The organism is Methylobacterium hispanicum, from assembly GCF_022179285.1.
GTDB classification, from domain to species: domain Bacteria; phylum Pseudomonadota; class Alphaproteobacteria; order Rhizobiales; family Beijerinckiaceae; genus Methylobacterium; species Methylobacterium hispanicum.
The window spans coordinates 429,945-455,122 of the sequence record NZ_BPQO01000001.1 but is presented as its reverse complement, the minus strand read 5'-3'; the positions used below and the strand labels follow the sequence as shown (position 1 = coordinate 455,122).

At 67.4% G+C, this 25,178-nt stretch carries 19 protein-coding genes, 1 tRNA gene and 2 pseudogenes; 11 read left to right on the top strand and 11 right to left on the bottom strand.

Annotated elements, in window-relative coordinates:
- The first annotated feature begins 97 nt into the window (after positions 1-97).
- On the top strand, positions 98-457 hold the full coding sequence (locus MFF56_RS02055) for a hypothetical protein (RefSeq protein ID WP_238229353.1): 360 nt from the start codon (positions 98-100) through the stop codon (positions 455-457).
- Positions 458-1,235: 778 nt separating this feature from the next.
- A complete protein-coding gene (locus MFF56_RS02050) occupies positions 1,236-1,463 on the top strand; it encodes a hypothetical protein (RefSeq protein ID WP_082772807.1) in 228 nt (75 codons plus the stop codon).
- A 126-nt stretch (positions 1,464-1,589) separates the two neighbouring features.
- Here the strand turns inward: MFF56_RS02050 and MFF56_RS02045 are convergent, their stop codons facing one another.
- A complete protein-coding gene (locus MFF56_RS02045; protein ID WP_238229352.1) occupies positions 1,590-2,090 on the bottom strand; it encodes a hypothetical protein in 501 nt (166 codons plus the stop codon).
- A 248-nt stretch (positions 2,091-2,338) separates the two neighbouring features.
- Complete coding sequence (locus tag MFF56_RS02040; RefSeq protein WP_066924295.1) at positions 2,339-2,581, bottom strand: hypothetical protein; 243 nt, start codon at positions 2,579-2,581, stop codon at positions 2,339-2,341.
- 403 nt (positions 2,582-2,984) lie between these two features.
- Between MFF56_RS02040 and MFF56_RS02035 the strand changes: the two genes are divergently transcribed.
- On the top strand, positions 2,985-4,316 hold the full coding sequence (locus tag MFF56_RS02035) for a tyrosine-type recombinase/integrase (protein WP_082773156.1): 1,332 nt from the start codon (positions 2,985-2,987) through the stop codon (positions 4,314-4,316).
- Between the two features lie 1,236 nt (positions 4,317-5,552).
- Here MFF56_RS02035 and MFF56_RS02030 read toward each other — a convergent pair.
- Positions 5,553-7,829 (bottom strand): ADP-ribosylglycohydrolase family protein, encoded by a 2,277-nt coding sequence (locus tag MFF56_RS02030; protein ID WP_082773155.1) that lies wholly within the window; start codon positions 7,827-7,829, stop codon positions 5,553-5,555.
- 65 nt (positions 7,830-7,894) lie between these two features.
- Here MFF56_RS02030 and MFF56_RS02025 point away from each other — a divergent pair, with 65 nt between their 5' ends.
- The 3 genes from MFF56_RS02025 to MFF56_RS02015 all read left to right on the top strand — a co-directional run bounded on the left by MFF56_RS02025 (position 7,895) and on the right by MFF56_RS02015 (position 11,169).
- Positions 7,895-8,566 carry a recombinase family protein gene (locus tag MFF56_RS02025; RefSeq protein ID WP_238229351.1) on the top strand — a complete coding sequence of 224 codons (672 nt, stop codon included), beginning with the start codon at positions 7,895-7,897 and terminating at the stop codon, positions 8,564-8,566.
- 3 nt (positions 8,567-8,569) lie between these two features.
- Positions 8,570-9,715 (top strand): PDDEXK family nuclease, encoded by a 1,146-nt coding sequence (locus MFF56_RS02020; protein WP_066924287.1) that lies wholly within the window; start codon positions 8,570-8,572, stop codon positions 9,713-9,715.
- A 359-nt stretch (positions 9,716-10,074) separates the two neighbouring features.
- The gene (locus MFF56_RS02015) at positions 10,075-11,169 is read left to right on the top strand and encodes a phospholipase effector Tle1 domain-containing protein (RefSeq protein ID WP_082773154.1); all 1,095 of its coding nucleotides are present in this window, start codon (positions 10,075-10,077) and stop codon (positions 11,167-11,169) included.
- Positions 11,170-11,384: 215 nt separating this feature from the next.
- Here MFF56_RS02015 and MFF56_RS02010 read toward each other — a convergent pair.
- The 3 genes and pseudogenes from MFF56_RS02010 to MFF56_RS02000 all read right to left on the bottom strand — a co-directional run.
- Positions 11,385-11,540, bottom strand: a pseudogene (locus tag MFF56_RS02010) (IS481 family transposase); the annotation flags it as partial.
- Positions 11,494-11,799: pseudogene (locus MFF56_RS02005) on the bottom strand (transposase); the annotation flags it as partial. The pseudogenes MFF56_RS02010 and MFF56_RS02005, both read right to left, overlap by 47 nt.
- Positions 11,800-11,877: 78 nt before the next feature.
- Positions 11,878-12,153, bottom strand: coding sequence for a hypothetical protein (locus MFF56_RS02000; RefSeq protein ID WP_238229350.1), 276 nt, complete (start codon positions 12,151-12,153; stop codon positions 11,878-11,880).
- A gap of 414 nt (positions 12,154-12,567) precedes the next feature.
- On the opposite strand from MFF56_RS02000, the gene MFF56_RS01995 reads away from it, so the two are divergent.
- The 3 genes from MFF56_RS01995 (at position 12,568) to MFF56_RS01985 (ending at position 16,338) form a co-directional block, all read left to right on the top strand.
- Positions 12,568-13,281, top strand: a complete 714-nt coding sequence (locus MFF56_RS01995; protein ID WP_156453929.1) for a hypothetical protein — start codon at positions 12,568-12,570, stop codon at positions 13,279-13,281.
- Positions 13,278-13,736, top strand: a complete 459-nt coding sequence (locus MFF56_RS01990) for a hypothetical protein (RefSeq protein WP_066925796.1) — start codon at positions 13,278-13,280, stop codon at positions 13,734-13,736. The genes MFF56_RS01995 and MFF56_RS01990 overlap by 4 nt, the downstream gene beginning before the upstream one ends.
- Positions 13,737-14,016: 280 nt before the next feature.
- Entirely contained in the window at positions 14,017-16,338 is a 2,322-nt protein-coding gene (locus MFF56_RS01985; protein ID WP_066925799.1) for a DUF262 domain-containing protein, read from the top strand.
- 305 nt (positions 16,339-16,643) lie between these two features.
- On the opposite strand, the gene MFF56_RS01980 is transcribed toward MFF56_RS01985, so the two are convergent.
- From MFF56_RS01980 to MFF56_RS01965, 4 genes are all read right to left on the bottom strand, one after another.
- Entirely contained in the window at positions 16,644-17,171 is a 528-nt protein-coding gene (locus MFF56_RS01980; RefSeq protein WP_082773272.1) for a hypothetical protein, read from the bottom strand.
- A gap of 406 nt (positions 17,172-17,577) precedes the next feature.
- Positions 17,578-18,099 (bottom strand): hypothetical protein, encoded by a 522-nt coding sequence (locus tag MFF56_RS01975; protein WP_066925805.1) that lies wholly within the window; start codon positions 18,097-18,099, stop codon positions 17,578-17,580.
- Between the two features lie 392 nt (positions 18,100-18,491).
- Positions 18,492-19,598, bottom strand: coding sequence for a PGN_0703 family putative restriction endonuclease (locus MFF56_RS01970; RefSeq protein WP_238229349.1), 1,107 nt, complete (start codon positions 19,596-19,598; stop codon positions 18,492-18,494).
- A gap of 945 nt (positions 19,599-20,543) precedes the next feature.
- Positions 20,544-20,620 (bottom strand) — tRNA-Arg (locus tag MFF56_RS01965).
- A 478-nt stretch (positions 20,621-21,098) separates the two neighbouring features.
- On the opposite strand from MFF56_RS01965, the gene MFF56_RS01960 reads away from it, so the two are divergent.
- Positions 21,099-22,082: a DctP family TRAP transporter solute-binding subunit gene (locus tag MFF56_RS01960; RefSeq protein WP_238229348.1), complete on the top strand. Its 984-nt coding sequence runs from the start codon at positions 21,099-21,101 to the stop codon at positions 22,080-22,082.
- A gap of 118 nt (positions 22,083-22,200) precedes the next feature.
- Positions 22,201-24,189 (top strand): methyl-accepting chemotaxis protein, encoded by a 1,989-nt coding sequence (locus MFF56_RS01955; RefSeq protein WP_066925934.1) that lies wholly within the window; start codon positions 22,201-22,203, stop codon positions 24,187-24,189.
- Between the two features lie 52 nt (positions 24,190-24,241).
- Here the strand turns inward: MFF56_RS01955 and MFF56_RS01950 are convergent, their stop codons facing one another.
- Positions 24,242-25,132 carry an alpha/beta hydrolase gene (locus tag MFF56_RS01950; RefSeq protein WP_066925937.1) on the bottom strand — a complete coding sequence of 297 codons (891 nt, stop codon included), beginning with the start codon at positions 25,130-25,132 and terminating at the stop codon, positions 24,242-24,244.
- Between the last annotated feature and the right edge of the window lie 46 nt (positions 25,133-25,178).

Below are 25,178 nucleotides of genomic sequence, written 5' to 3'. Positions count from 1 at the left end.
ATGATCCTTTTGGCTCATTGCGATCCGAACGTTTGACTAAAGTCGCGTGCTGATCCATAAGTATCACCACGCCTCCAACGGTTCAACGGATCTCCCGATGTCCCGCACCCTTTCCTGGAACAGCGCCCTCCGCTCCCTGCATGCCGATCGGCAGCAGTTCGCCCCGGGCGAGCGCGCAGCCATCTGCCGCGCCGCTACCTTCGCTAAGCTCGCCGCCACGCGAGCCCGCCGCGATCAGGGCAGCCGCCCGCTTGTCGTGAACGGCGTCTACGACCGCCGCGCCATTATGGCAGCCGCCATCTACTCGGCGCAGTGCCGCCGCCAAGTCACGGGCGAGGCGTGGGGCATGTGCCTATCGGCCGCCCTCAAGGGGCGTGTGGCAGGTCGCCAAGGCCGCCCGCTGCCGCGCCGCTCACTAATCGGCAGCCCGCGGCGCGCCCGAGCCGCCCGCACCTGAACGCCGCGCCACTGCGCCGCCGCGCCGGCACCGACGACCACCCTGCCATCACGAAGCCGCCCAACGAGCCCGCACCGGAGCCCGAACGATGACGCACGCCCGCTTCCCTGATTTCAGCCAGCCCCTGCCGCCGGCCGCGCCCCGCGCCCGATCGAGCGTGTGCCCTTCCACGCCAACCCAATCCTTGCGGCGATCGACGCCCACGATGAGGCTTGGGCTGTCTGGCAGGTCGCGCCGGAGGCTCGGGAGTTGCGGGCCCACGCCGTGAAGGAGCAGGCACTGGCTCTGCTGCTCGCTACACCCTGCTCGACGTAATTCGGCACGCTGGCGCTGCTGCGGCATCTGCGCTGGCACACATCCAGCACGACGGGTTTGCGGACGCGGCCGTTCACGCCCGCGCAGCGGAGGCGGCGCGCGAGCTCAACATCGACTTCCCATACGTCGACCCACCGCGCGAGCCCGTGGCTTCGGTGCTGAGGATCCTACGGGCCGAGCAGTGATAGACCGGCGAATGAGCAAGAAAGTTCGAGAGCTCGTAGCAGTATCTTGCGTTGCAATTTAATTTGGTCCGTGCGCAAGAATTTCTATTCAGGCGGCAGGCGCATGGCTCGGAACTTGAGCGCACGCCGATTCTCCTTCGTAAACTGCAATATACGTGAGACGGATCGCTGCGCTCGAACTATGGTGCGCTGCGGAATTCGCAGGCCGCAGCGCACAAAGACGTGGTTCAATGTCCGCATCGGTCGCCTTCCACAGGCGGCCCCGCGGAGACAAAATCATGCGCACCATCCAGCTTCTGACCCTTGCTGCTCTCGCTTCTGCCACCGCCGCCGGCTCCGCAATGGCTGAAGACCGCATCAATCTGACGCCGCCGCTCTACCGCGAGCAGGCTCGCGTCACGGCGGCTGTCCGACCGGCTTCCGAGCTGACCACCACGCCGAACTCGACCGCTGCTGCTCCGGCCGCTCCGCGAGTCGTCGCTGAGGCTGGTACGTCGGCTCGCTGAAGCGGCACTCGGCATTCTGCAGGCATCCGTGCCGTCAGAGCGAACCGGCTCGCTTGAGACCATCGTGGGCCCCTCCCGGGCAAACGACGGTTAGCCGAGCGATGCCGCTGTGATGCGGGCGACGCCTCAGCCCTTGTCGGTGAGGCCGAGACCGCGCAGCAGGTCGCCGATCGGGTCAATCTTCTGGCCGGGGGAATCCGCGCTGATCGGCTGCTGCGCGGCACTCGTCTCGCCGGCGGCCGAACGGACCAGGGCGGCCTGGCGGGTAGTGGCGGCACGGCGGGCCAACTTTGGCCCTTGAGCCGCTCGGACGCTGCGGGCGGTGGTCGCCACCAGCGTCAGTTCTGCCGGCAGCGGCTGCACCATCGCGTATTCGGCGGAGAGCGCGACCGTCGGCTCGGGCTTCATGAGCGCCGCCGTGTCGGACAGAGGAGCCGCCCGCCGCAGAGCGACGTTGCGGCTCGCCGGCGGATCGACCCAAGCCGTCGGGGCTGCTGCCACTGCGTGGCTCCTGGCCGCCGGCTGCGCCTGCCGCTCAAAGTTGCCGGGATGCAGGATACCGGCAGCGGCCATCAGGCCCAGCACGGCAATGCCCGTGACGGCGAAGGTCGATTTGTAGTGTTCCATGAGAGCGGAACAAATAGCCAAGCTAATTGTTCCGCTCGCGCTCGGCAGCCCGTTTCAAGTTGTCGGCGGGCAACATCAACGGACTGTGAACGGTTGATCTTCCTCGGCTGCAGGAAGCCATGCCGCTCCCTGTCCGAAGCCCGCTTGGCTTCATCGCCGCCCCGGCCAGCTTCGTACCGGCCGGTTGCCGAACAGCTTCTCGGCGGCGGTGACGAGCAGCGCTCCAGGCGTCTCGACGCAGGCGCCAGTCAGCCTCCCGGCGTCCAGTCGATCTTGGGCTTCTGCGACAGGAGGCGCTCGAAGTAGTTGGCAACCGCCTGCGCCCCGTCGGCGTGCATCATGGCGACCGGATGGGCGAGGTAGGCCCGGGCGAGGTCGGGCGGGATCTCGCTGGCCTGGAGCGCGCCGAGCACGGCGTCTATGAAGGCGTCGTTGGCCTCGTTGAAGTCGGAAGAGAGCTTCTTGCGGTCGTTCAGGGCCTTGATCGGCATGGCTGAGCAGGTCCGTCCTGTTCCAGGGATGGCACCGCGTCGCACGCTCATGGTCGAGTTCGCGGAAGGCGCGGCAGAGGGGAGGGGCTGAGAAACCGTAGCCCGGTCTCACCCTTGGCTCTCTCGTCACCGTGCCGCGCGAATCACGCTGCCGGTGACGCCTTGGTGACACCAGACCGGCTCGGTGAGGCTGCCTTTGCAGCTAAGTCATTGAGAAGATTGGCGCACCCGACACGATTCGAACGTGTGACCTTTGCCTTCGGAGGGCAGTAATCCTGGGCGACGCGCGCCGCCATGATTCCAGTAGACCACGCAAAATCAGAGGGTTAGGATGACACTTCCCGACAGGCGCAACCTCGTCTACGCTAGAATCCTGTAGCCCCGTTGTAGCCCGGAGGTCGGCGTGGCCGGCAGGTTGACCCTTCAGATCGTCAAGGCAGCCAAGCCGGCAGCGGCGCGCTACACCCTTTGGGACGCGGAGCTCAAAGGCTTCGGGCTGCGGGTGAACTCCGACGGCACGAAGAGCTACGCGCTCAAGTACCTCTTCAACGGCCGGCAGCGGTGGCACACAATCGGAAAGCACGGTTCGCCCTGGACACCCGATACCGCGCGAAACGAGGCCTTGCGGCTCCTCGCTCAGGCTCGAAACGGAACGGACCCTCAGGAAGCCAAGCGCGCGCAGGCGACCGCCGATCTGACGGTATCCGAGCTGTGCGATCTCTATCTTGCGGCGGCGCGCGCCGGGCAGATCCTCACGAAGTTCGACGAGCCGAAGAAGGCCTCGACGATCCTCACGGATGGAAGCCGGATCGAGCGCCATATCAAGCCACTGCTCGGCCGGAAGCGCGTGCAGGACGTCACGCCCGATCACATCGAGACATTCCTCCACGATGTGGCGGCCGGCAAAACCGCCCTCGACGTGAAGACAGGCGTCCGGGGCCGCGCGATCGTCGAGGGGGGGCGCGGCGCTGCTACCCGTACGGTTGGGCTTCTGGGCGGTATCTTCGCCTTTGCGGTGCGCCGGCGGCTGCGCACCGACAATCCGGTGCGTGGCGTGCAGCGTTTCAAGGACAAGCGCAACGAACGCTTCCTGTCGGGCGTCGAACTCCAGGGTCTCGGACAGGCGCTCTCGGCCTGCGACGAGGCCTGGCGCCAACATGCGCAGGATCTGGCGGCCTGGACGGAGGGAGGCGGCCGCGGAAAGCCCCCGCGACCGCCCCTGCACGCTGAGAGTCCGTCCGTGACGGGGGCGATCCGCCTTCTTCTGCTGACGGGCGCTCGCAAATCCGAGGTGCTGCACCTGCAGTGGTCGCATGTCGATCGCGAGCACGGCTATCTCCGCCTGCCCACGAGCAAAACCGGCGCGAAGGCCATTCCGATCGGCACCGCGGCGCTCCTCCTGATCGAGGCGCAGCCCAGATTGGCATGCAACCCTTTCGTATTCACCGGTAGCGTGCCGGGGCGTCCATTCGTGGGCCTCGCCAAAGCCTGGGAGCGTATCCGGGCGAGGGCGGGGCTACCGGACGTGCGCCTCCACGACCTGCGCCACTCCTTCGCCAGTGTGGGCGCATCCTCCGGAAGCAGCCTGCCTCTGCTCGGCGCCATTCTGGGCCACCGGGACCCGAAGACAACGCAGCGCTACGCCCACATCGCACGCGATCCAGCTCGCGCCGCTGCTGACCAAGTGTCAGACCTGATATCAGCCTCGCTTGGATCAGCACGACGAACTTCCTGAAAAATCTGATGTCAGAGAGATGTTTTAAGGAGGGCTGCAGGATCAGCTGCGAACTTCCCGTACCTCCACTTACGATCAGCATCGCCCGAGTGACGTCGCTCCTGGCCTGGAGCAGGCAGCAAGTAAGATCTAGCTTCGCTGCTCTGTCGGGCCGAGGACCGCAAATAAGAGTGCGACCAAAACCGCCAAGCCGGTCGCGAGAGCTGGCGCTAGTTGCATCAGTGTGGGGTTGCGTTTTCGGCCATCGTTCCCTCCCTTCCTCCGGCTTAAACGATGGCCGAGCCGTGGTTGTCCAGAGCAGGGGGAGCGCATGTCGAGGAGGTGGACGCATACCAGCGCCTTCGCGCATTTCGGGACGAAACCCCGTAATGTGCAGTGGAGCTGGTCGGCGCGGAACGAAGAGAGCAAGACCGTTGTCGTGACGTTCTGGCAGGATCAGCTCGTCCGCCGCGAAGGAAAACTGATATACGAACGGCCTGGGCACGACCCGCGGCATCCCGATAGGCGGCCAGGTTTCAGGGAGCTCATGGACAACATGGCGTGGGCACGTGATCACTGTGGGGGCCTTCTCAGGATCATTGTTGCCATCGCGCGAGACCGGAACGCGGAGCCCCGCTCGATCCAAGAATGCTTCCCAAGCAAGATGTCCATGCGTCTCACCCACCTCGATACGGAGAGTGGCGCCTTCCGCGCCGAGGCCGAGGGACTCTAGAATGCGATCCTCGTGCGGGGCCGTCCCGCGCGGACGGTTCCCCGTCGGCGTCCACGCCCGCAGCCAAGCGCCAGCCGATTCGATCGAGCGCCGGGTCGTGTATCGGCGCGCGACATCGAGAGACCGCGTTTCGCCACGGGTCGGTCGTCGCCCTGAGAAGGATCACGACGTCGAGCAATCCCTCGCCCGCTCTCAAGCTCAGTCCCGCGGCCATTGAGACGGTAAAGGCATGCGAGGCATGGAGTTCCTCGACCGGAAGGAGAGCGCTGTCCCACTCGGTGGCGTGAGTCAGCGTCGGGATGAACTCATCACGCATCGGTGCTCCGCGTCGATTGGAGGAAGGATCAGCACAGGCAGTGGGAGGGGACGGCGCGGCGCGGCAGGCCCACGGATGTCCGCTCGTTCGTTAGGTTTCCTAGAGAGCGTGTTCGCGAGCCGGGATGGACCGACGCACCTGCAACCGCGTTCAGCGAGCGTGATCACGTCGGCGGGGTCCACCCCTCGAGGCCTGGCCGCTTCTGATGTTACCCGGAGCGCCCCAGCACCCGCCGCAGCAGCACGCCGCCGCGGGTTTGTCGCGTTTGAAAGGCGCGGCGGGGCTCACTGCTGGTATAGATCACGACACCGGGCTCCTCGTCCGTGATGTCCCACAGCCGCGCTGAGCGGGCGACGATCAGCACGGCGTGTCCGGCCCGGACATGCGGCAGCAACCCGTCCCGCACGAAGCGGCGAACCGCCCGGGAGGAGGCCAGTGCCGGCGCCACGCGACGTGCCACGGCGCCCTCGCGCGAGTGGTAGGGTACGAGCGGGAGCATGCAGATGTCGGCGGCATCAGCCTGCGTGATGTCGGGTCCGAAGGTCCGGCGCGCCCAGCGATGGCCCGGATGGGTCGCGTGCTCATCCAGAAGGTAGAGATACGGCTGATCCCCGGCGAGGTTGGCCCGCAGCGCCGCCGCGAAGGCCGGGCGGGCCTCCTGCGTGGCGTCGTCCTCGCTCAAACCCGGGTTGAGTACGAGGATGTACGCCCTGGCGCTGCGCAGGGGCCCGGCCCACGGAACGGGGTGCAGACCAAGGGCGAAGTCGTTCCCTGGGATCTGGCCGCGGTCGTCCGAGTGAACGCCGGCACCCTCCAGGCGCGACCAGAACGCGACGAACTCGTCGACCGCCCGCGGCCACCCTGCGGCGGCCCCGGGATGGGCGGCGTCGGTGGCGGCGGGTTCCGCGCTCCGGTCGAGCGTGTGCTTCGGAACAAGGCGCCCATCGCGAAACACCATTTCGCCGATGCCTGTCCGGAGGATCCTGGCACCTTCACCGGTCTCGCAGAGGCGCTCGGACGAGGGCCCGGGTGCCTGCTCCCGGGGACAACCGGCCTCGAACAGCTGTGCGGCCACGCTCTCGATCCGCTCGCGCCACGCCAGCACCGCCAGCCATTCCCCCGGAATGCCCGCGAGACCGTAGACCGCACCGGCGAGCTGTCCGGCGATCGCTGCCGTGGAGTCGGCATCGTCCCCGAGATTGGCTGCCAGCAGCACCGCGGAGCGGAAGTCGGTGGTACGGGCCACCGCCCACACCGCGGCCTGCAGTGCACGCACGACGTAGCCCGAGCCCTCGATCGCCGCACGGGGCACCCCGCGCCAGCCGCCCTCGATCGCCTCACCGGTCTCGCTCCCCAGCACCGCGTGCAATGGCACGCCGCCGATCGCCCGTGCCAGCAGATCGGCGAGCTGGCGCGAGCAGCGCAGTGCCGAGGGCGAGCCGTGCGTGGTGCGGGTCTGACGGTCCGCAACCGCACGCAGGGTCTCCGCCTCGCGCCAGTGGCGAATGGCGGCCGGGGCAAGCCGCATCAGGGCGCCATTGCCCGAAGCCGCCTCGCTCGTCGAACCGGCGACCGGATCGCCCGTCTGCTCATAACGGGCAAGCGCGGCCCGGGTGGCGTTGCCGATGTCGAAACAGGCTCCCGTGCAGGAATACTCCCCGCGCCGGTACCAGGCGGTGAAGCGGTTCATCAGGTCGCGGGCGTCGAGGCCCGGATCGTGGACGAGGCTGTCGGCGAGGGCCAGCGCCAGGGCCGTGTCGTCGGTCCACTGACCCGGCGCCAACCGGAACGGGCTACCGCCGGTGATCGTCGTCAGGACCGCGCGGCGGGGCTTGGGCGAGAACTCGATCGTGGTCCCCAGCGCGTCGCCGATTGCCAGACCGACGAGCGCCCCCACCGCACGGTCGCGCATCGCGGCAATCCCGGTCGATGGTGGCGGCAGCGGACGACCTCGTCCGGCAGCCACCCAACGCGCCTGCGCCGGCGTCTCGATCGCCCCCGGGCGCACCGCGCGCACCGCGGCCATTGCCGCCTCGGCGTCCAGCCCGGTCTCGACGAGGAGACGTGCGGCGACCATGCCGGCCCGGCCGAGGCCGCCACGGCAGTGCACCAGAACGTGCGCGCCGCGAGCCAGCAGCCCCCGCAATCGGGCCGAGAGCGTGGGCCAGCCTGCCTCGAAGGCGGCATCCGGCACCGATACGTCAACGATCGGCGCGTGATGCCACTCCATATGCCGCCGCCGGACCTCATCGCCGATCGAGGCGATCCGGACGCGCGTGAGTTCGTGCGCCTCCATCAGCGTCACCACCGCGGCGGCATTCCAGGCGGCGATGACGTCGAGGTCGGCGCCGAGGTCGCGACGATGGGGGCCCGTCAGCCCGAACGGCTGACGCTTGCCCGGAGCGAACGTGACGCCGATGCGTCCCCCCGCCCGGCCGACGGCGATCTCGGCGATCCGGAGCGGGGTATCCGGGGTCTTGGTCATCCTGTCCTCCTTGGTTGCGGGACAGTTCTATGTCGTCCTAGCATTGCCCGGGCCGTCCGTCGGAATTGTCCGGGCTGCGCGCGGGAGAGGGCATGAGCGGGGCGTATGTCGGCTTCTACTGGACGCTGCCTGTCAACCGGATCGGCTTTCGTCACCTGCCCAGGGATGCGGCTGCCGCGGCCGCGGTGAGCACCACGATCCGCTACCAGCGGGCCCTGACACACCGCTACGTCCTTGCCCTGGAAGGCCGTCTGGAAGGGCGGCTGCTCGGCGAGATCGCCTTCATGGACACTCGGCCCGACCGGGCGACTGCGGCCGTGCACGAGGCGCTGGACCGTGTCAGCGAGTTGACGGGCGGGCGGCGCGCCGCGTTGATCCATGTCGCCTTCGACGAGCGGTCCTGGCGCGACAACCGCTATCTCGTCGATCACCTGCGGACGCTGGACATCGAGCGCATCCCGCTCTCACCGGAGCCGATCGTCCTCGACAACCAGCGCCTTGATCCCGTCCAGCACTTCACGGACTGGCGCGAACGCGAAACCGAGGCCATGGCCGCGCTGCGCCTCGACGCCTACGCCGGCCTGCGGGCCGTCCTGGCAGACGTTCCCGAAGGCGCGGGCCGCTGGCGGGTGATTGCCGAGCGCCTGAACGCGGACGGCATCACAACGGTGCGCGGTGGTCGCTGGACGCCGGAGAATGTGCGCAAGCTCGCCGGACGCCTACCGCAGGGGAGTTGAGACGTGAGCGACGGCATGTTCATCGTGCGCGACGACGGTACACTAGTGGCGATGCGCGCAAGCCCCTTCGAGAGTGAGAGCCTGTTCCAGACGCTGCTGGCCTCGCACCCGAGCCTGCTCGCAGGTGAGGCCGTCAATCCCAACAGCCCGCGTCGGTGGCTCTTAATTGCGCGCGAGCAGGCGGTGCCGGGTGAGGAGGGCGGTGCTGGGCGCTGGTCGCTCGACCACCTTTTTGTCGATCAGGACGGTGTCCCGACGCTGGTCGAGGTGAAAAGGGCTAGCGACACGCGCGGGCGCCGGGAGGTGGTAGCGCAGATGCTGGACTACGCCGCCAACGGTGTCATCTACTGGCCCGCTGAGATGCTGCGCACGCAATTCGAACGCGCCTGCGCGGCTGATGGTCGCGAGCCGGATGATGCCGTGCGGACCCTGCTCGCAAGCCCGGAGGCAGACGCCGGCGCCTTCTGGTCACGGGTCGACATGAACCTGCGGGCTGGGCGCATCCGTATGGTGTTCGTGGCAGACGTGATTCACCCGGAGCTGAAGCGCATCGTCGAGTTCCTGAATGCACAGATGAACCCGGCCGAGGTTATTGCGCTAGAGCTTCGCCACTATTCCGGACCAGGGCTACGCACCCTGGTGCCCCGGGTCATCGGGCTCACCGCTGAGGCCGAGCGGCGCAAGGGCGGTGTCAGCGGTTCCGTGTTAAGCGGTCCTCCTCCCAGCGTCGCGGACTGGTTTTCCCAATTCGAGGCGGAGCGCGGGCCCGAGGAACTGGCGCTCGCTGTGGTTATTCGCGATTGGTGGCAGGCGCAGGGGGCCGAAGTCGGAACGACGCGGTCACAGCGGCCTTCGCTCTTCGTCAAGCTTACGCTTGGAGGACGCACAGGCTATCCGGCGTTCATCAAGGCTGGCGGCCGCGTAACGACAGGTCTCTACGCCGTCAAGACCCTGCCGCCCTACGACGAGGAAGATGCGCGCCGGCAGCTGGTTGCTACCATGGCACAGGCTACAGGTCTTGAGTTCTCGGACCGCGCTTTTGATGGCGAGCCGAGTGTACCGCTTGCGCGCCTGCGTGACCCGGAGACGCTAGATGCAGTGCTCGCTATTTGGTCAGAGTTCTTGCGACGAGCGCGCGCTCAAAATTGATCAAATGTAGCAAATTAATCGTGCGGAAGCCTACATAGCTTTTGCCGAACAGTACGGGCGCAAGATCAATGAGATATCTCAATATTTAGGATTCATAGACGGTAATGCTGGTTCAGCATGGCATCGACCAACAGGTGTTGAATTGCGAGTGATGCTCGGGGTGTATTATTTTATGTGCGCAACCATCATGCACCGACACGCGCTTTGAGGCTGCAAGCTGGCCATGGCAGCTTCAATGGCTATTATGTCCGGCAGCCTTGGTTGCATAAGCGGCGCCTCAGTTCAATTTGACCCTTGGAAACGGAACGGAAGAATCAGAAGCATTCTTCGTAAAACTAATTGGAATAGGTACCGTCAGCATGAAGCACTTGATTTATTTGATAGACGGAACTTGGATTTTCGCTGGATCAGCGCTTGCAGTTGGGCAAATATCCAACATATACAAATTAAACATGCATCTGGAGCTGCAGGAGGGGCCCTATAACCCACAAATTGTACACTATGTGCGGGGGTTGGGCGGGGTAAATGGTATTCGAAGATATACATCAGGAGGTTTTTCTTACGGAATAGACGAGAGTATCGAAGATATATATTTGAATATTTGCTCCAACTATGCGCCTGGAGACAAGATATATTTGTTTGGTTTTTCCCGCGGAGCGGCTGTGGCGCGCGCCGTAACTGGTTTGCTGTCATACGGGATTCTGCAGCCCGATCGCATTCATTATATGCCAGATCTTTGGAAAGTCTACAAGCAGAAAACATTTGGCAAAGATGACTCAACGCTAGACCAAGGCGTGCGGAACAGTTTAGATCTGGTGAGAAATCATAGCAGGAGCGAGAAGGCAGTAGTAGATTTCCTCGGCATTTTTGACACGGTCATTGGCGGTATGGGTAGGCTAAAGCGAGTGCAGAAGCTGAACTTGCACGGTATGGAGGTAGCGCCCTGTGTCAAAAACGCTGTGCAATTACTGGCAATTGACGAAACTCGAGACTTCTTTGAGCCTCTTGCTTGGAAGGGTAGCTTTGACCCAAATACCGTTGTAGAGCAGTTGTGGATGCCTGGCGTACATAGCGATATCGGAGGTGCATATCCAAGCAAATATCTTGGTGATGCTGCTCTACTTGTTATGATCGATAGAATTTTAGCTCGAACGCCGCTTAGGATTGAGGTTGGCGATCTGAATTACCTGTTGTCCAACAGCAATACCCCTATAGTTGTGAATGACGAGTATAACGAGGCATTGTGGCAGCTATTTTCTCCATTATCTCGCAAAAGAAAGTTCGGCGGATTTTCACAGTATGTTCACCCTTTTGCGGATGATTTATCACGAACTGCAATTCAACAGAAAAAGTCAAAGACAAGAACTAGATACTCGAGTTTGCGCAACGAAGATATCCCTAGATCGCAATATTTTATTTCTAGAGATTTGAAAGGAAAAATTATCTATGTATGACCAAATATGACAATCTAGTTGCAGATGAATGCCGCTGCCAACGCGGCCGCTCCGGGGTCATGATTCAGGTGCGGGCAAGTTCAAAAGCCGATCTTGATCGGCTGCGTACTCACTCGCTTCGGCGACAGGCGAAGCGTACGCGGACCCGGCTACCTCGATCCAAACAGTGATTACCTGAGGGCCCGCTGAAGGGCGATTTGCCGTACGGCCGGGAGCTAGATGTCCGGTCCCGGCATGTGGTGTGACGGATCGAGCCTGAAGCGTTCTGGCTCTTTCGTCTAGGTCTGGCAGATGAACTCGTAGGGCGTGAGGCCGCGCAGGGTCTTAAGCCGGCGTCCGTAGTTGTAGGCGTCCACGAGCAGCTGCAGGTGCAGTGAAGCGGGTGAAGGCGTGTCGGATGGTGTCCCAGCGGTCCGACACTGTGCGGGCGGCGGTGGTCCGCAATAGCGCTTTCAGCGTGGCGAAGATTTACTCGATCGGGTTGAAGGCGAGGCCGTAGGGCGGAAGGTAGAGCAGCCGCGCGCCGGCCGCCTCGACCCGCTCGCGGATGCCGCTGACCTTGTGGGCTTGTAGGTTGTCGAAGATCACGGTGTCTCCAGGCCGCAGCACCGGGACGAGGCGGTTGGCGATTACGGACGCCGCCGCGGTCGCGACGTTGATGATGCTCTCCAGGGCGTCCGAGTACAGGGCGACGCTGCCGGTGAGTAGCTAGGAGACGTACTTCACGCCGAGCACGACCACGCTAACGGCGAGGCTGCCGACGGCGATCTTGAGGGAGGGGGGCATGGCTGGTTCCTTCCGGCAGTCTGTGATCGGTGCGAACGCAACCGGACGCCACGCTGCGCGCGTCTGCGCCGCCTCAAGTTTCAGCGTGAGGCTCGTCAGTCGCTCGGCCTCGAGGCGCAGACTCTGCTGCCGGGCGCGCTCCGCTGCCGGGCGGAGTTCCAAGAGTTCGTCGCGATTTGGTGGCAGCAGCGTCGCCAACCGCCCCGCGGGCACGCGCCAGGGCTTGGTGCCGTCCCCAAGAACCTCCTCTTACACCGCGTGCGGCATGAGGCGGTGCAGGGCGTCACGCAGGCGCTCGGCTGTGCGCCGCCCGACGCCGAGCAGCGTGGCCATCTCGTCGAGCGTCAAGCCGACTCACGCATCGGCCAGCGCCAGGCCGAGTGTCAGGAACCGTTCGGCTGGGGCGTACCGCCTGCTCATCTCGTCCCCTTCCCGCGCCGGTCCGACGGCACGTATCGAAGGATAACAGGTTCGCCGGCGGCCGGCGGTCCCGCGCGTGCCCTTCGAGCGCGAGCGCGTTGAGCTGGCGGTCAAGCCGGTCGCGGGCTGGCGACGGCGCGTGCCTTCGAGCAGGATGGTACGGCTCCCCACGGGGGCATGGGAGCAGCCGAGATGCGGGTGAGGCCCTTCGGCGAGTGGATCCTCCTCCTGACCGTGCTACTCGCTCTCGTCGGGAGCGGCCTGCCCCTCCTGCCGCGCGCAGGGACGGCCGCGCGGCTGCTCGCCCTGGCCCAGAATTCCCCGGCGATCGCCGCCATCCGGCTGCCACGAGTGCTCACCCCCGAACGGGTGGAGGCCGAAATCGATGCGGCGATCGTCGCCGAGGACGACGACCTCGCTCGGAGCTTCCTCGATCTTGCCGACGCGCACGGAGTCATGGTCGCCCCAGACCGCCGCGCGCGAGTCGCCGCGATGCAGAACGGGGCGAGCTATCGCGCGGCCCGGGCCTTCGCCGCGGGAGCGGCCACCGGCGAGGCCGAGACCGCCGCCGGGCTCGCGGGCGTGCTCGCGGCCGACCTCTCAGGGCTCGGCGACATCCGGGACATCGCCCGCGAGGGACCGATCTGCGCGCGGGGCGAGGCGTGCGACACCCTGGTTCTGGGGCTCGCCACGGTGGGGCTGGCGACGAACGCGGCGACAATCGCAAGCGCGGGTGCCGCCACCCCGCTGCGCGCCGGTGTGACCATCCTGAAGACCGCACGCAAGCTTGGGCGCCTCCCTGCGCCGCTCGTAGCCGCGCTGACGCGCATGGTACGTGCTTCCGTCGACCCCGAGGCGGTGCGTGTCTTGGTCCGGGCGGGGGGCGCCTCGATGCAGCGGGCTTGACCGCGGCGGCCCGGTCAGCGGTCCGGCCCGACGCACTGCGGGACCTGCGCGCCCTCGGCGGCAACGTCCACGGCCTCTACGCCGCGGCGGGCCCCCGGGGCGTGCTGCAGGTTCTCGGGGTTGCCCGCACCCCCGGGGAGATCGCACAGGCGGAGCGCTTGGCGCTGCGGTTCGGCACACGGACGCGCGCGACGCTCAAGCTTCTCGACCGCTCCGCCCTCGTCCTGGGCCGCGAACTGGCGGCGCTCGCGCGGACGGTTCTCTTCGCGCTCGCCTGGGCGTTCGGGCTGGCTCTGTTCTGCCGGCGGCTCGGCACAGCCCTGGGACGGTGGCTGTGGCGGCGCCCCGCCTCAGTCCGTCTCAGGCCCAGGCCCGATTTTGTCGTAGCCATCGCCGAGGGTCGACACGGACGGGATGCAACGGATCGACCGGAGGCCGACCGCGCCGAACCGTAGGCGTCTTGGGGGCGGAGTTGCCCGCTGCACTGGGCTCACCCGGATCACGGCGCATGCCTGACATCGACCCCGCCATGCAGCCGATATCAGCTGTCCCGATCATCGGGCGCTACGGACCGACCCAGGTGTCCGATGCGTCGGTTCCTCTCAACCCTCATGGTGCGCGGGGGCGGCCTCCTCCTTGAGCTACGTCCGGTTCTGTCATGCGGTGGGTCGATCATGTGCGCCGCCCGGGGCGACCGGGTTGCGATGTCAGCCCGCTTGGACCAGCAAGGATGTCATGACTGATCGCCTGTTCGACGGGACCTCCGTACAAGGCCTGAACCTCCTCGCATTTCTCGACTGGGCGCGCAGCTCAAACGCCGTCCTGCGCGCTGGCACCGGGGGCGGTGCGGCGGATGAAGGCCGGCACGAATCCCTCCAACGCTTCGGCCTCCTCGCCCTGCCGCCGGTCCAGCGCAGCGCGGTCTGGCGACCCAGGCAGGTGGTCGACCTCTGGGACTCGCTGTTGCGCGGCCTGCCGATCGGCAGCTTCTTCCTGATGGCCCGCGGCGCGGACGACGTCGCGCAAGGCCGGGACTTCGGCAGCAACGGCCGGATTGCGTCGATTGCGCGGGCGGGCTTCGACCTGTTTGACGGACAGCAACGGACGCGTGCCATGCTGCTCGGCGTCTGCGGCCCCGACCTCGACCGCCGCTGCCTCTGGGTTGACCTGGCGATGGGGGCCAAGCTCAGGCTTCATCTGACTTCGGCGAGCCAGCCGTTCGGCTATGATCCGTCAACCGGGCAGAAGCTCTCGCGTTCGGACCGGGCGAAGGCGAGAGCCGCGTTCGATGGTGAGGTCACGCTCACGGTCGCGTGCGGCGGGGCCGGCGAGACCCGCGCCGCCTACGATCACGAGATCCTCGATCTCATCCTCGCCGAACCGGACGGCCAGCGGGATCTCCCCCGGCCCTACAAGGCATCCGGCTGCACCTATCGCCTCGATGAGTTGCTCGCCGCCTGGCGCGCGGCCCACGTCTCGACCGGCGCAGGCGCCGACGGGCTTGCGCGGCTCATCGCGGCACGGGCGCCGGGCGAGGACACCCGACCGGCGCTGGCCGAGCTCGCCACCGCGTTCGCGCGCGTCGCGGACGGCGAAGTCGCGCTGATGCACATCGATCCGCGCCGCTTCGCCGGCGGCGGGGAGACCGCCCACGAGAGCCTGCTGATGCTCTTCGACCGGATCGGTGCCGGCGGGACGCCGTTGTCGAACGACGAGCGGCTGTTCTCCATCCTCAAGCACCACGACCCGCGCGTCCACAACGCGGTGCTGGGGATTCACACGGCGGTCGGACGGGTCATGGCCCCGACGAAGATCGTCGTCACGGCCCTGCGCATCGCGAACGCGCTGAGTTCCGCCGGCGGGACCGGCCTCCCGGACGTCGCCGGGTTCGCACGCATGATGAGCGAGCGGGTCCCGCAGACGGCGTCGTTTCGGGACGCGCTGTCGCAGCTGATCCCGACGGACGGCGAGGCGGCCGACTCGGCGCTCCTGACCCAGGCGTTCCGCGCGGCGTGCACGCTGCTCGAATACGCACCCGCTTCCGACGCGGCCGCCGGATCGAATCCGAACGGCCTGCCGCGGACCGCCCTCGTCGATTTGCCGACGGAGCTGTGGCAGGTCGTCCTGTTCTGGGTGGTGTGCGGGCTGCGCGCCGGGCTGACCGTCGCGGACCTCTGCGCGGCGCGCGGGGAGTTGCTCCGCTTCGCGCTGTTCTGGCGCCTGTGCGTCTACAACGACGGGCGGGCGGCCGCCTGGTCGCTCAAGGTGCTGCAGGAGCACCAGCAGACCTGCACGTTTCCCGGCCGGAACCTCTACAGGCTGTGCGTCGGCGACGCCGACGGGGAGCGCTGCGCGAACCGTCTGCTCCCCGCCGACGTGATGACACGCTTCCTCGTCGCGGACCCGCCGGCACCGGCCTGGCGCTCGGCAAAGGAGCGCTTCGCATGCGATGAGGCCCCTGTCGGCTACGAGGCGCTGGCATCAGCCTGGTGGTGGTCCGCACGAAGGCTGCTGCCGTGGCTGCAACGCGACTACGTGGCGTCCGCGTTCCCGCACTACGATCCGCTCTCGGACCGGGACGACGATCTACCTTACGATCTCGACCACCTGTGCCCCCATGCCGATTGGGGCGCGCACTGGGCTGGGCTGAGCGGCCGGATCGACGCCCCAGCCGGCATCGCGAGTGCGATGCGGGGATGGCGCAGCCTCCTCGGCAACGGGATCGGCAACCTGAGGATCGTTGATGCCTCGGTGAACCGGGGCGATGGCGACATCCCACTGCCCGCCAAGGTGCCGGGCCTCGCGGACACCCAACTCACGCAGGAGGCCGCGGCGGCCATGGCGGCGATGGCGCTGGATCCGGCGGGGCGCGCGATGTGGCTTGCCGCGTCGACGCCTGATGGCCGATGGGACGAAGCGCGTCTCGCCGCGTTCCAGAACGCCGTCGAACGGCGGTCCGCTGAGCTGTATCGCCGGTATTTCGAGGATCTCGAGTTCGCCAGTTGGTTGCAAGCGGACGGGGTAGGGCAAAACGCCTCTCGCGAACACGAAGCCTGATACACGGGCATCAGCTATCGGCGTAATCCAGGCGCGGCCCTCCGCCAGCGCTTGAGGTCACACGCCACCTCACCGGAGCTGCACTGGCCATCCTCCCGGCACGCCTTGCCCGCAGGGTCGCCACCCGTTTGGTATGGCACTCCATGGCAAGAGGCGCTGTCGGAGCGGGGGCGAGCTGGAGCTCGCTGGGGGCGCCCGAGGCCGCATGTTGGCAGAACACCCGTGGGCAAACGTGCCAAGTTTCAAACACTTGGCGGGCCGCAAAACGGCGCCGGAAGGGCGATGTGCCCTTCCGGGTGGTCCCGTCAGTGCGTGGGACTTCGTCGGTGTGAAGCTGCTGGCGGGGTCTGGTTTGTTAGGCGTCGGAGCCAGAGATCGGCGATGTCCGCCAGGGCGGTCGCTATGTCGGTTGGCCACCAGGCCTCGCGCACGAAGTGGAAGGTAAGGCTGACGCGGGTCGTTATAATTCCGCCCGGCTGGACGAGCGGTATCAGGCCGAACCAGAGTGCGAAGGTGGGCACCTGGCTCGCGCCGTGGTCGTTGGGGTCGGTCGTCTCGGCCAGCATGGTCCAGGGCGAAAGCTGCTTGATCTGAAGGGGTTGACGTTCGCTGATGCCGGCCGTCGGGCAGTGGAGTGTCAGCGCGCTGCAGCCTCTGGAGCCGGGATCGAGGTGGATCGCGATGGGGCAGTGCGGCAGCCGTTCCACCAGTGGCGGCCTGAAAAGATCCGGGTTCTTGAGGATGCCTCCGAGGTGGTGGGGGGAGGCGTCCAGGAGGCAGCCTGTTGTGAACGTGTCCGCGAGCTGGTGGGAAGCTTTGTGGTTGATGAACATCGTGGCGCCCGTTGAAGGGACGCCGCGCCAGGGACTGCGGCAACGGTCAGGGTGGGGCGCAGAGAAGCAGGCGCCTGCACATGGCAGGCGCGGAAGTGCGAACGAGGTAAGTGGTGTGTGCGGCAGGATCCGGCGCGGCGCCGTCGATCGACGAAGGGATTCTAATCTATAGATCCTGTTTTGGATATGGCCGGCCCTCGTAGAGTTGGCCTCAAGCCACCAAGGGTTCTGGCCGCATCTTGTCTGGCATCGGGTTGGCACATGCGACTTTGAATCCTCATCCGAGTCTCGCAGTGAAGCGGCAATAGGGTAGTCGTGAATTGCCGCTACTGCTTTAGCGAATTGATCGTGCGCGCCAGTTTAGCCCGAAGGGGGTCAGCTGTAATTGGCCTGACCCCAACTACGACTATCGCGCTTCGACGCGCTGGACGTAGCGCTCGAAGGCTGCCGTCCAGAGTTCGTGCAGACCACAGCCGTCAGCACTGTACCACGCAGCGACCGTCGGGTGGCGGATGAGGAGTTGGACGAACGTGACCTTCGCGTCCTCACTTAACTCCTCGCACGGCGCGGAAAGCTCGTCGAACATGACAGTGAAGATCGACTGGACCTCGCCGCCACGCTGGTCCCCGAAGCACTCACCGCCGCACAGCTGGATGACGGCGTTGAGCTCATCCCGCTCGTAGCGTAGGCGGTATTCAGACGTGTTGCCGAGGTGATCGCGAAGGACGAGTCTGTTCTGTTTCGCGTCGTGCTCATACGAGATGACTGTCAGCTGCGGCGGCACGAACCAGTGCAGGAAGGATTCTGGGTCGCGCCATGTGAGATAGGCGTGGCCCGTCGAAGCTTCCAGACGTCGGCTGAGGTAGTGGTCACGAACTTCGATCTTCTTCGCGATCTTGCCGAGGACGATCTCGGGAGATTTGCTCATGGCAGCTTTCCTTGTTGGTAGAGATTGTGCCGGACTGCGTTTGGTTCCGCAGGTCGACGAATGGGATATATTCAGGCACAGCTCAGTCGTGCACTCAGGTGAATACAGTTGCGTTCGTACCGGTGGGCTGCGCCTGCGCGGCGCGGCAGGGCCGCGGAAGGAGCGGAGGCGCCTGTCTGGGCGAGCGCGTCGGATGACGGATGCGACGAGGGGCAGATTGCGTGCCGCCAGTTGTGGCACAGACAGGGCTCGGCTCGGCTCCGCGCTGGTGCCGCCGGTTGCTCATGGTGAGCATCGAGGCGTGGCGAAGCCCGGCGCGGGGGCAACCGCGCCGGGATTGTTGTGGTCACGAACAGGCAGTTTGGCTGTCCGTGTGCTGCAACGACGGGGTGTTAGGCGGCAGTGCGCGTCGCTCTCTTGGTGGTGCGAGCACGATGTGAGCGTCGAGGGTTGCTGACCAAGGTGCCACCGTCGGAGCGTGAGGCTTTGGCCGCCGGTCGCGAGGCGTCGGTCGATCCTGAAGGGGGCCGCGGTGTGAAGTCCCACGGTGCTGCGACCGTCGCCGCCAGGTCGAGTTCGCCGTCGACGAGCCACCAGTCGGTGTAACGCCGATGGAGGGCGCGGGCGTGGTCGGGCAGGCCGGCGGCGGCCAGCGCCGCGAAGGCGTGCTCCAGCGTCGTCGGCACGAACGGGATCGGGCCAGCCCGTGGGTCGGTGAGCTGGCGCGTGTAGGTTGCGGCCGCCGCGTGTGCGAGTTGGTTGTGCGTGGGGGCGATGAAGGCCAGCGTCGCCGTGTCGGCGAGCCCGGCGGTGAGCATGGCGCTCGCGAGGCAGTGCTGCCGGTAGAGCTGCTGGCAGGCGGGCCCGGTCAGTGTCGGGTCGTCCGGGGCCACGAACAGGCCGGAGGTGGCGCGGGCGATCTCCGTGTGCCGTGGGTGGGGCGGCGGTGCGGGCTCGTGGCCGGCCTCACTGTACTTGACCTCGATGCAGAGGAGCCCGCGGGCGCCGGTCGTGTCGCGGCCGCGCAGGACGATGTCGAAGGCGGTGCGGTCGGCGGTGAAGCGGGGATCGCCGCGGCCGGGGCTGTGCTCGAACAGGATGTCGGTGGCCGAAGTCAGCGTCCCGGGCAGCAGCTCCGCGACGAAGCGGGTGGCCAGGGTCAGGTCGCGGGCGAGCAGTCCGAACAGGTTGAAGACGAGCGGCTGCGAGGAGAGCAGGTTGGTCTTGAGGCGGTCGACGTCGTAGGCCGCGCCCGGCTCGCGGTAGGTCAGGGCACGGGTGACCACCGGGATGATGTCCGGATGAAGGAAGTTGCTGCCGAGCGCGCCGGCCGCGGTCGAGATACGTGAGCCGAGCCGGCGGGGACGGTGTGGGTTGCGGCGGTCGATGTGGGTGCCGATCGCGAGGCCGCGGTCCTCGCGCCAGAGCGCCTGGAGGAAGCGGGCGGCGGCCTTGAAGCGGTGGTCGGCGGGGACGAAGACGCATACGCTCGCTTTCATCGAGCACAACTTGCGCGAATTCGGAGACGAATGTCGGGCAATTGTCCTTGTTATTATATATCTTATGGAACCGATCAGGTGCAGGCCATCGATGCTCCATTTCTGGCGGCCAGTTGTACCGGAACCAATCTATGGCGTCGCACTTCTGTATTCGAAGGCCTTCGCTGAACGCACGCTTGTGCTCGCAGAAGCGCAGGAGCAGCCTGACGGACACCGGGATGTCGTAGGGTGGCCATTTGCCGGCATAATTCGAAAAGCCGACCCAGTTGTTCCGGTCGACCAGCGCAATTCCACTTGCCGTGAAGGTCTCGTGGATCAGGACCAAGGGATCGGTTAGGCAGCGTCCGGTCTGGTGAAGCTTGGCAATATTTGAGTGCTGTCGGCCCGGGTCGGTCGGGTGCGGGCGCCACACGCCGGTCGGAATAGGTTCCACGCCCCCCTCCAGCGTGCGGACAAAGATCATGAGACTGCCTGAGGACAGGGCCTCAGTGACGAGCATGGTCACCTGAGCCTGCTGGACAACCCGGTCCTCGCTCTCGACGGCCTTGATGCGTTCCGCGTGGAAGCGAATCAAGGCATCCTGGGCGAGTTCATAGCCCGGCGGAATCGATACGGGCTGATTCGGTAGATGGCTTTGGCCGTCCATTAAATCTCCCACAAAGTCTGCGCCCAACGGGCTGGCCATCTGTTAACAGCCGAGCTTGGTTGGTCACGGTGCGGACCGCAAGGTGCCGAACTGCACACTGCCGGGGACGGCGACATGCCGATGGCTCGATGCGTGGGAACATTACCGGAAGGGCGGGAGGGAGTGTTCGCCGTTGAGCGGACATGGGCGGCCGTCGCGAGCCGCCAGTAGCACACCTGCGTTCGCAGGCAGCCTGTAGCCCCACAGTAGCCCCGAGCGATACCGGGACAACCCGATACGTGCTAAGTCATTGAAAAGATTGGCGCACCCGACACGATTCGAACGTGTGACCTTTGCCTTCGGAGGGCAACGCTCTATCCAGCTGAGCTACGGGTGCTGCTCCGGTCTGATTAGCCGAACCGTTCGCGCCGCGCAACGGGGGACGGAAGGAGTTTGGGCTCGAGCGTGTTCCGGCCCGGCCTGATCGGCCCCCGGGTGACGGGGGCCGCCCCGAGGCATGGGGCCCGGGATGTGGATCGGCAGAGGGCAATCCGAGGGAGGCGGTCGCCGCGCTGCGGCAGGTCGGCGGGCCGGGGCCGCGGAACTGGGCCGTGGCGGCGCGTCGGCCGGAACGCGCGAGGCGGGGAATCGTCCAGCGGTCGTTCGGTTCTGCGCGAAGCGTTGTCCAGCAGGCGCCATCCAGCCGAAGGTAGGGCGACGTGCGGCGTGGCTATGGGTGGGGTCTGCGTGGGTCCAGATGGGTTGGTCTCCAAGTAAGATGCGCTCAGGAGGCGGGTCTTGCTTCAGATTTTACGTCAATCGTCTTTTAAGCAACTGGGGTTATGCATCGGACGGCCCTCGCATAGGATCGACCGGTGCTTTCACGTCTCAGAGTTGTCGCTGCCGTCGTCGGGTTCTGCTCGGTCTGGACCGTCGCCCAGGCCGGGGCACACGAGCGGGTCCTGAGATTCGGCTACCTGTTCGCGCAGACGTCCCAGCTCGGGGCGGGGGCCGATCGCTTCGCCGCCGAGGTCGCCAAGCGCACCGGCGGCGCCTACCGGGTGGAACTCTATCCGAACGGCTCCGTCGGCGGCGAGGTGGAGATGGCGGAGGATCTGCGCCTCGGGCACCTCGATCTCGCCTTCATCACGAGCGCGCCCTTCTCCAGCATCATCCCCGAGTTCGGGGTGTTCGATATCCCGTTCCTGTTCCGCGACGCGCGCCACGCACAAGCCGTCTTCGACGGCGCGATCGGGCAGGACTATCTCAGGAAGTTCCAGCAGAAGGGCCTCGTCGCACTCGCCTGGGGCGAGAACGGCATGCGGCACATCACGAATTCGAAGCGGCCGATCACGGGCCCGGAGGACCTCAAGGGGCTCTCGATGCGGGTGCCGCAATCGGACATCATGCTGGCGGGCTTCCGGAGCCTCGGCGTGAAGGCGGAGCCGCTGGCCTTCCCGGCCCTCTACGGCGCGCTGCAATCGGGACAGTTCGACGGCCAGGAGAACCCGATCTCGGTGATCGCCGCGTCCCGCTTCGAGAAGGTCCAGAAGCACCTGACCCTGAGCGGGCACGTCTATTCGTGGGCCGTGGTCGCGATGTCGCGCGCCGCCTGGGAAGCCCTGAGCGCCGCGGACCAGAAGGCCTTCACCGAGGCCGCTCGCGCCGCCGGGCAGGTCTCCCGCGAGGTGGCCGGGCGGGCCGAGACCGAGGGCGTCGACGCGCTGCGCAGGTCCGGGATGAGCGTGGTCGCGGGCGTCGATCGCGCGGCCTTCGAGCAGAGCCTGCAGGCGACGACGTCCGGGTTCAGCGCCCGCTTCGGGGCCGAGACGCTCCGGCAGATCCGGGCGGTCCGCTGAGGCCCGATCCGGGCGCGCCGGATCACGAACGACCCTTCCTCTCCGCTGCCCGACCGTCCCGCACCGGCCCGCGTCTACAGGCCGGCGAGGATGCACCGAGGTTCCAGGACTGCCGCCGATGCTCACTCTCCGTCCGGACCGTCTCTCGGTCGCCCAGCGCATCGCCGCCGGCTTCGGCGTGGTGCTGGTGCTTCTCCTGCTGTCCGCGCTCGCCACCTTCCGCAGCGTCAGCGTGCTCAACGCCGAGGTGGAGGGCGCGGACGCCCGCGTGCGGGCCGCCGAGCGGGCCAGCGCCTCCGAACTGCTCGTCAACGGCGCCCGGCGCCTCGTGCTCAACTACATGCGCACCGAGCAGGGCGAGATGCTGGGCGAGCTCAAGGCGGGGCTCGCCAAACTCGCGGCCGAGAGCGAGGCCGCTCCCCGGTCCGGAGAGGCGGAGGATGCGATGCTCGGGCCGTCGCGGGACTACGTGGCCGGCGCGAACGCCCTGATCGGCGTGATGCAGGCGCGCAAGGCCGCGCTCGGCGACCTCGGCAAGCTCGGCGTCGCGCTCTCGAATGCCGGCTACGCGATGGCCGACCGGGCCGCGCAGGATCCGGCCCTCGCCGCCGCCGCCTTCCGGGCCGACCGCGCCCTCCAGGCCACCCTCGCCGCCGCCTACCTGTTCCGCTCGAGCAACAACCCGGCGGATGCCAGCACTGCCACGGTGGAGTTCGGTCGCTACACGCGGGAGATCGCGGCGCTCGCGCGGATCGACGGCGCCGGCCTGCTCCAACCCCCGCTGAAGGCGGTCGCCGGCAGGGTCGCCCCGTTCAAGGCGGCGCTCGACGGCGTGCTCACCGGTGCGGGCACGGTCGAGGCCGCCTACCAGACCCTGAAGCAGACGGGTGACCACCTCGTCGCCCTGGGTGCCGAGACGCGCGAGCGGGCGGTACGCGACCAGCAGCAGATCATGGCCCTGATGGCCGCGGACGCGAACCACCTGCGCGGGCTCGTGATCGGCATCGGCGCGACCGCCCTCGTGATCGGCGTGCTCCTCGCATGGCGCGTCGGCCGGGGCGTCGCGCAGCCGGTGACCGCGATGACCGCGGCGATGCAGCGCCTTGCTGCCGGCGACCACGCCGTCGCGGTGCCGGGCGCCGCGCGCCGGGACGAGCTGGGCGCGATGGCCCGCGCCGTCCAGGTCTTCAAGGACGCGCTGATCGCCAAGGCGCGCGCCGACGCCGCGGCGGCCGAGGAGGCCGACGCCAAGATGCGCCGGGCCGATCATCTCGACGGGCTGACGAAGACCTTCGAGGCGAACGTCTCGGTGCTGGCGCAGGGGCTGGCCGGGGCCGCGACCGAGATGGAGGCCACCGCCCAGACCATGGCGAGCACGGCCGAGCAGACCGCGCTGCAATCCGCGACCGCCATGCGGGCGGCCGAGACCACGGCGGCCAACGTGCAGACCGTGGCCGCCGCGAGCGAGGAGATGTCGGCCTCGATCCAGCACATCACGCAGCAGGCCGGTCAGTCGGCCCGCATCGCCCAGAAGGCCGCCGACGAGGCGCACCGGACCGACGGGCTCGTCCGGCAACTCGCGGGCGCGGCCGAGCGGATCGACACGGTCGTGGCGATGATCAACAAGATCGCCGGGCACACGAACCTGCTGGCGCTCAACGCGACCATCGAGGCGGCGCGGGCCGGCGAGGCGGGCCGGGGCTTCGCGGTCGTCGCGGGCGAGGTGAAGGACCTCGCGGGCCAGACCACCCGCGCGACCGAGGAGATTGCCGGCCAGATCGCCGCGATCCAGAGCGTGAGCCAGGAATCGGTCGCGGCGATCCGCGCCATCGGGGCCACGATCGGCCAGATGGCGGCGGCCTCGAACGCGATCGCCGCCGCCATGGAGCAGCAGGGGGCTGCCACGCAGGAGATCGCCCGGAACGTCCAGCAGGCCGCGAGCAGCACCGGCCGGGTCGCCGGGAGCATCGCCGACGTGCGCCAGGGTGCCGGCTCGACCGGCAGCGCCGCCGGGCAGGTGCTCGGTGCCGCGCGGGAACTTTCGCACCATTCCGAGAGCCTCCACCGGGAGGTGGGTCTGTTCCTGGCGGGCGTGAAGGCGGCTTGAATCGGTGCCGCCACGACGGGGAGGGCTTCGGCCGTCCCCGCGCCCCGTCGCGTCAGCGGGCGCCGAGACGGCGCGCGACGAAGGCCCCCGCGCTCGCGAGGGAGTGCCGCCCGTCGGCCACCTCCGGGTAGAAGAGATGCCAGGCATGGATCATGTGCGGCCAGATCTCGAGCTGCACGGCGACGTCGGCGGCACCTGCGACCGCCGCGAGCCGCACGGAATCGTCGAGGAGCGTCTCGGCGGAGCCGACCTGGATCAGCATCGGCGGCAGGCCCGCGAGGTCGGCTCCGAGCGGTGAGACGAGAGGCCCCCGCGCGTCGGCTCCGTTCAGGTAGAGGCCGGCGAGTTCGGACAGGTAGGCGCGGCTCAGCAGGGGATCGACGGCCGCCTTGGCGTCCATGCTCGCCCCCATGAGCGCGAGGTCGACCCAGGGCGAACTCAGCCAGAGGCAGCCCGGCAGCGGAACGCCCGCCGCGCGCAAGGACAGGGCCGTGGCGAGCGCGAGGCCGCCGCCCGCGCTCTCGCCCGCGAGGGCGATCCGCGCCGGCGCGATGCCCGAAGCGAGGAGAAAGCGGTAGCCGGCGAGCGCGTCCTCGAGCGCGGCCGGGAACGGGTGCTCCGGCGCCAGCCGATAATCGAGCGCGAAGGTCCGTGCCCGCGCCGCGCGCCCGGCCTGCGCCACCATGTGGCGATGGCTCGTCAGCGAGCCGGAGACGTAGCCGCCCCCGTGCAGGAACAGGATGACGGCGTCTCCCTCGGCCGCCGGGGTGCGCGTCCATTCCGCTGTCACGCCGTCGGCATCCGCCGGCTCGACCACGACATCCGGAGGCAGGGCGTAGCCGGCCCCGAGGCCGTCGATGCGGGCGCGCCGCTCGGCGAGGTCGGCGGGTCTCGGATGCGCCGCGAGCCGGGCTCGGATCACGTCGATGTCGTCTGGCGCCACGCGTCGCTCCCGACCGGCCGGCAGGTCGTCGCCTCGGCGCCGGACG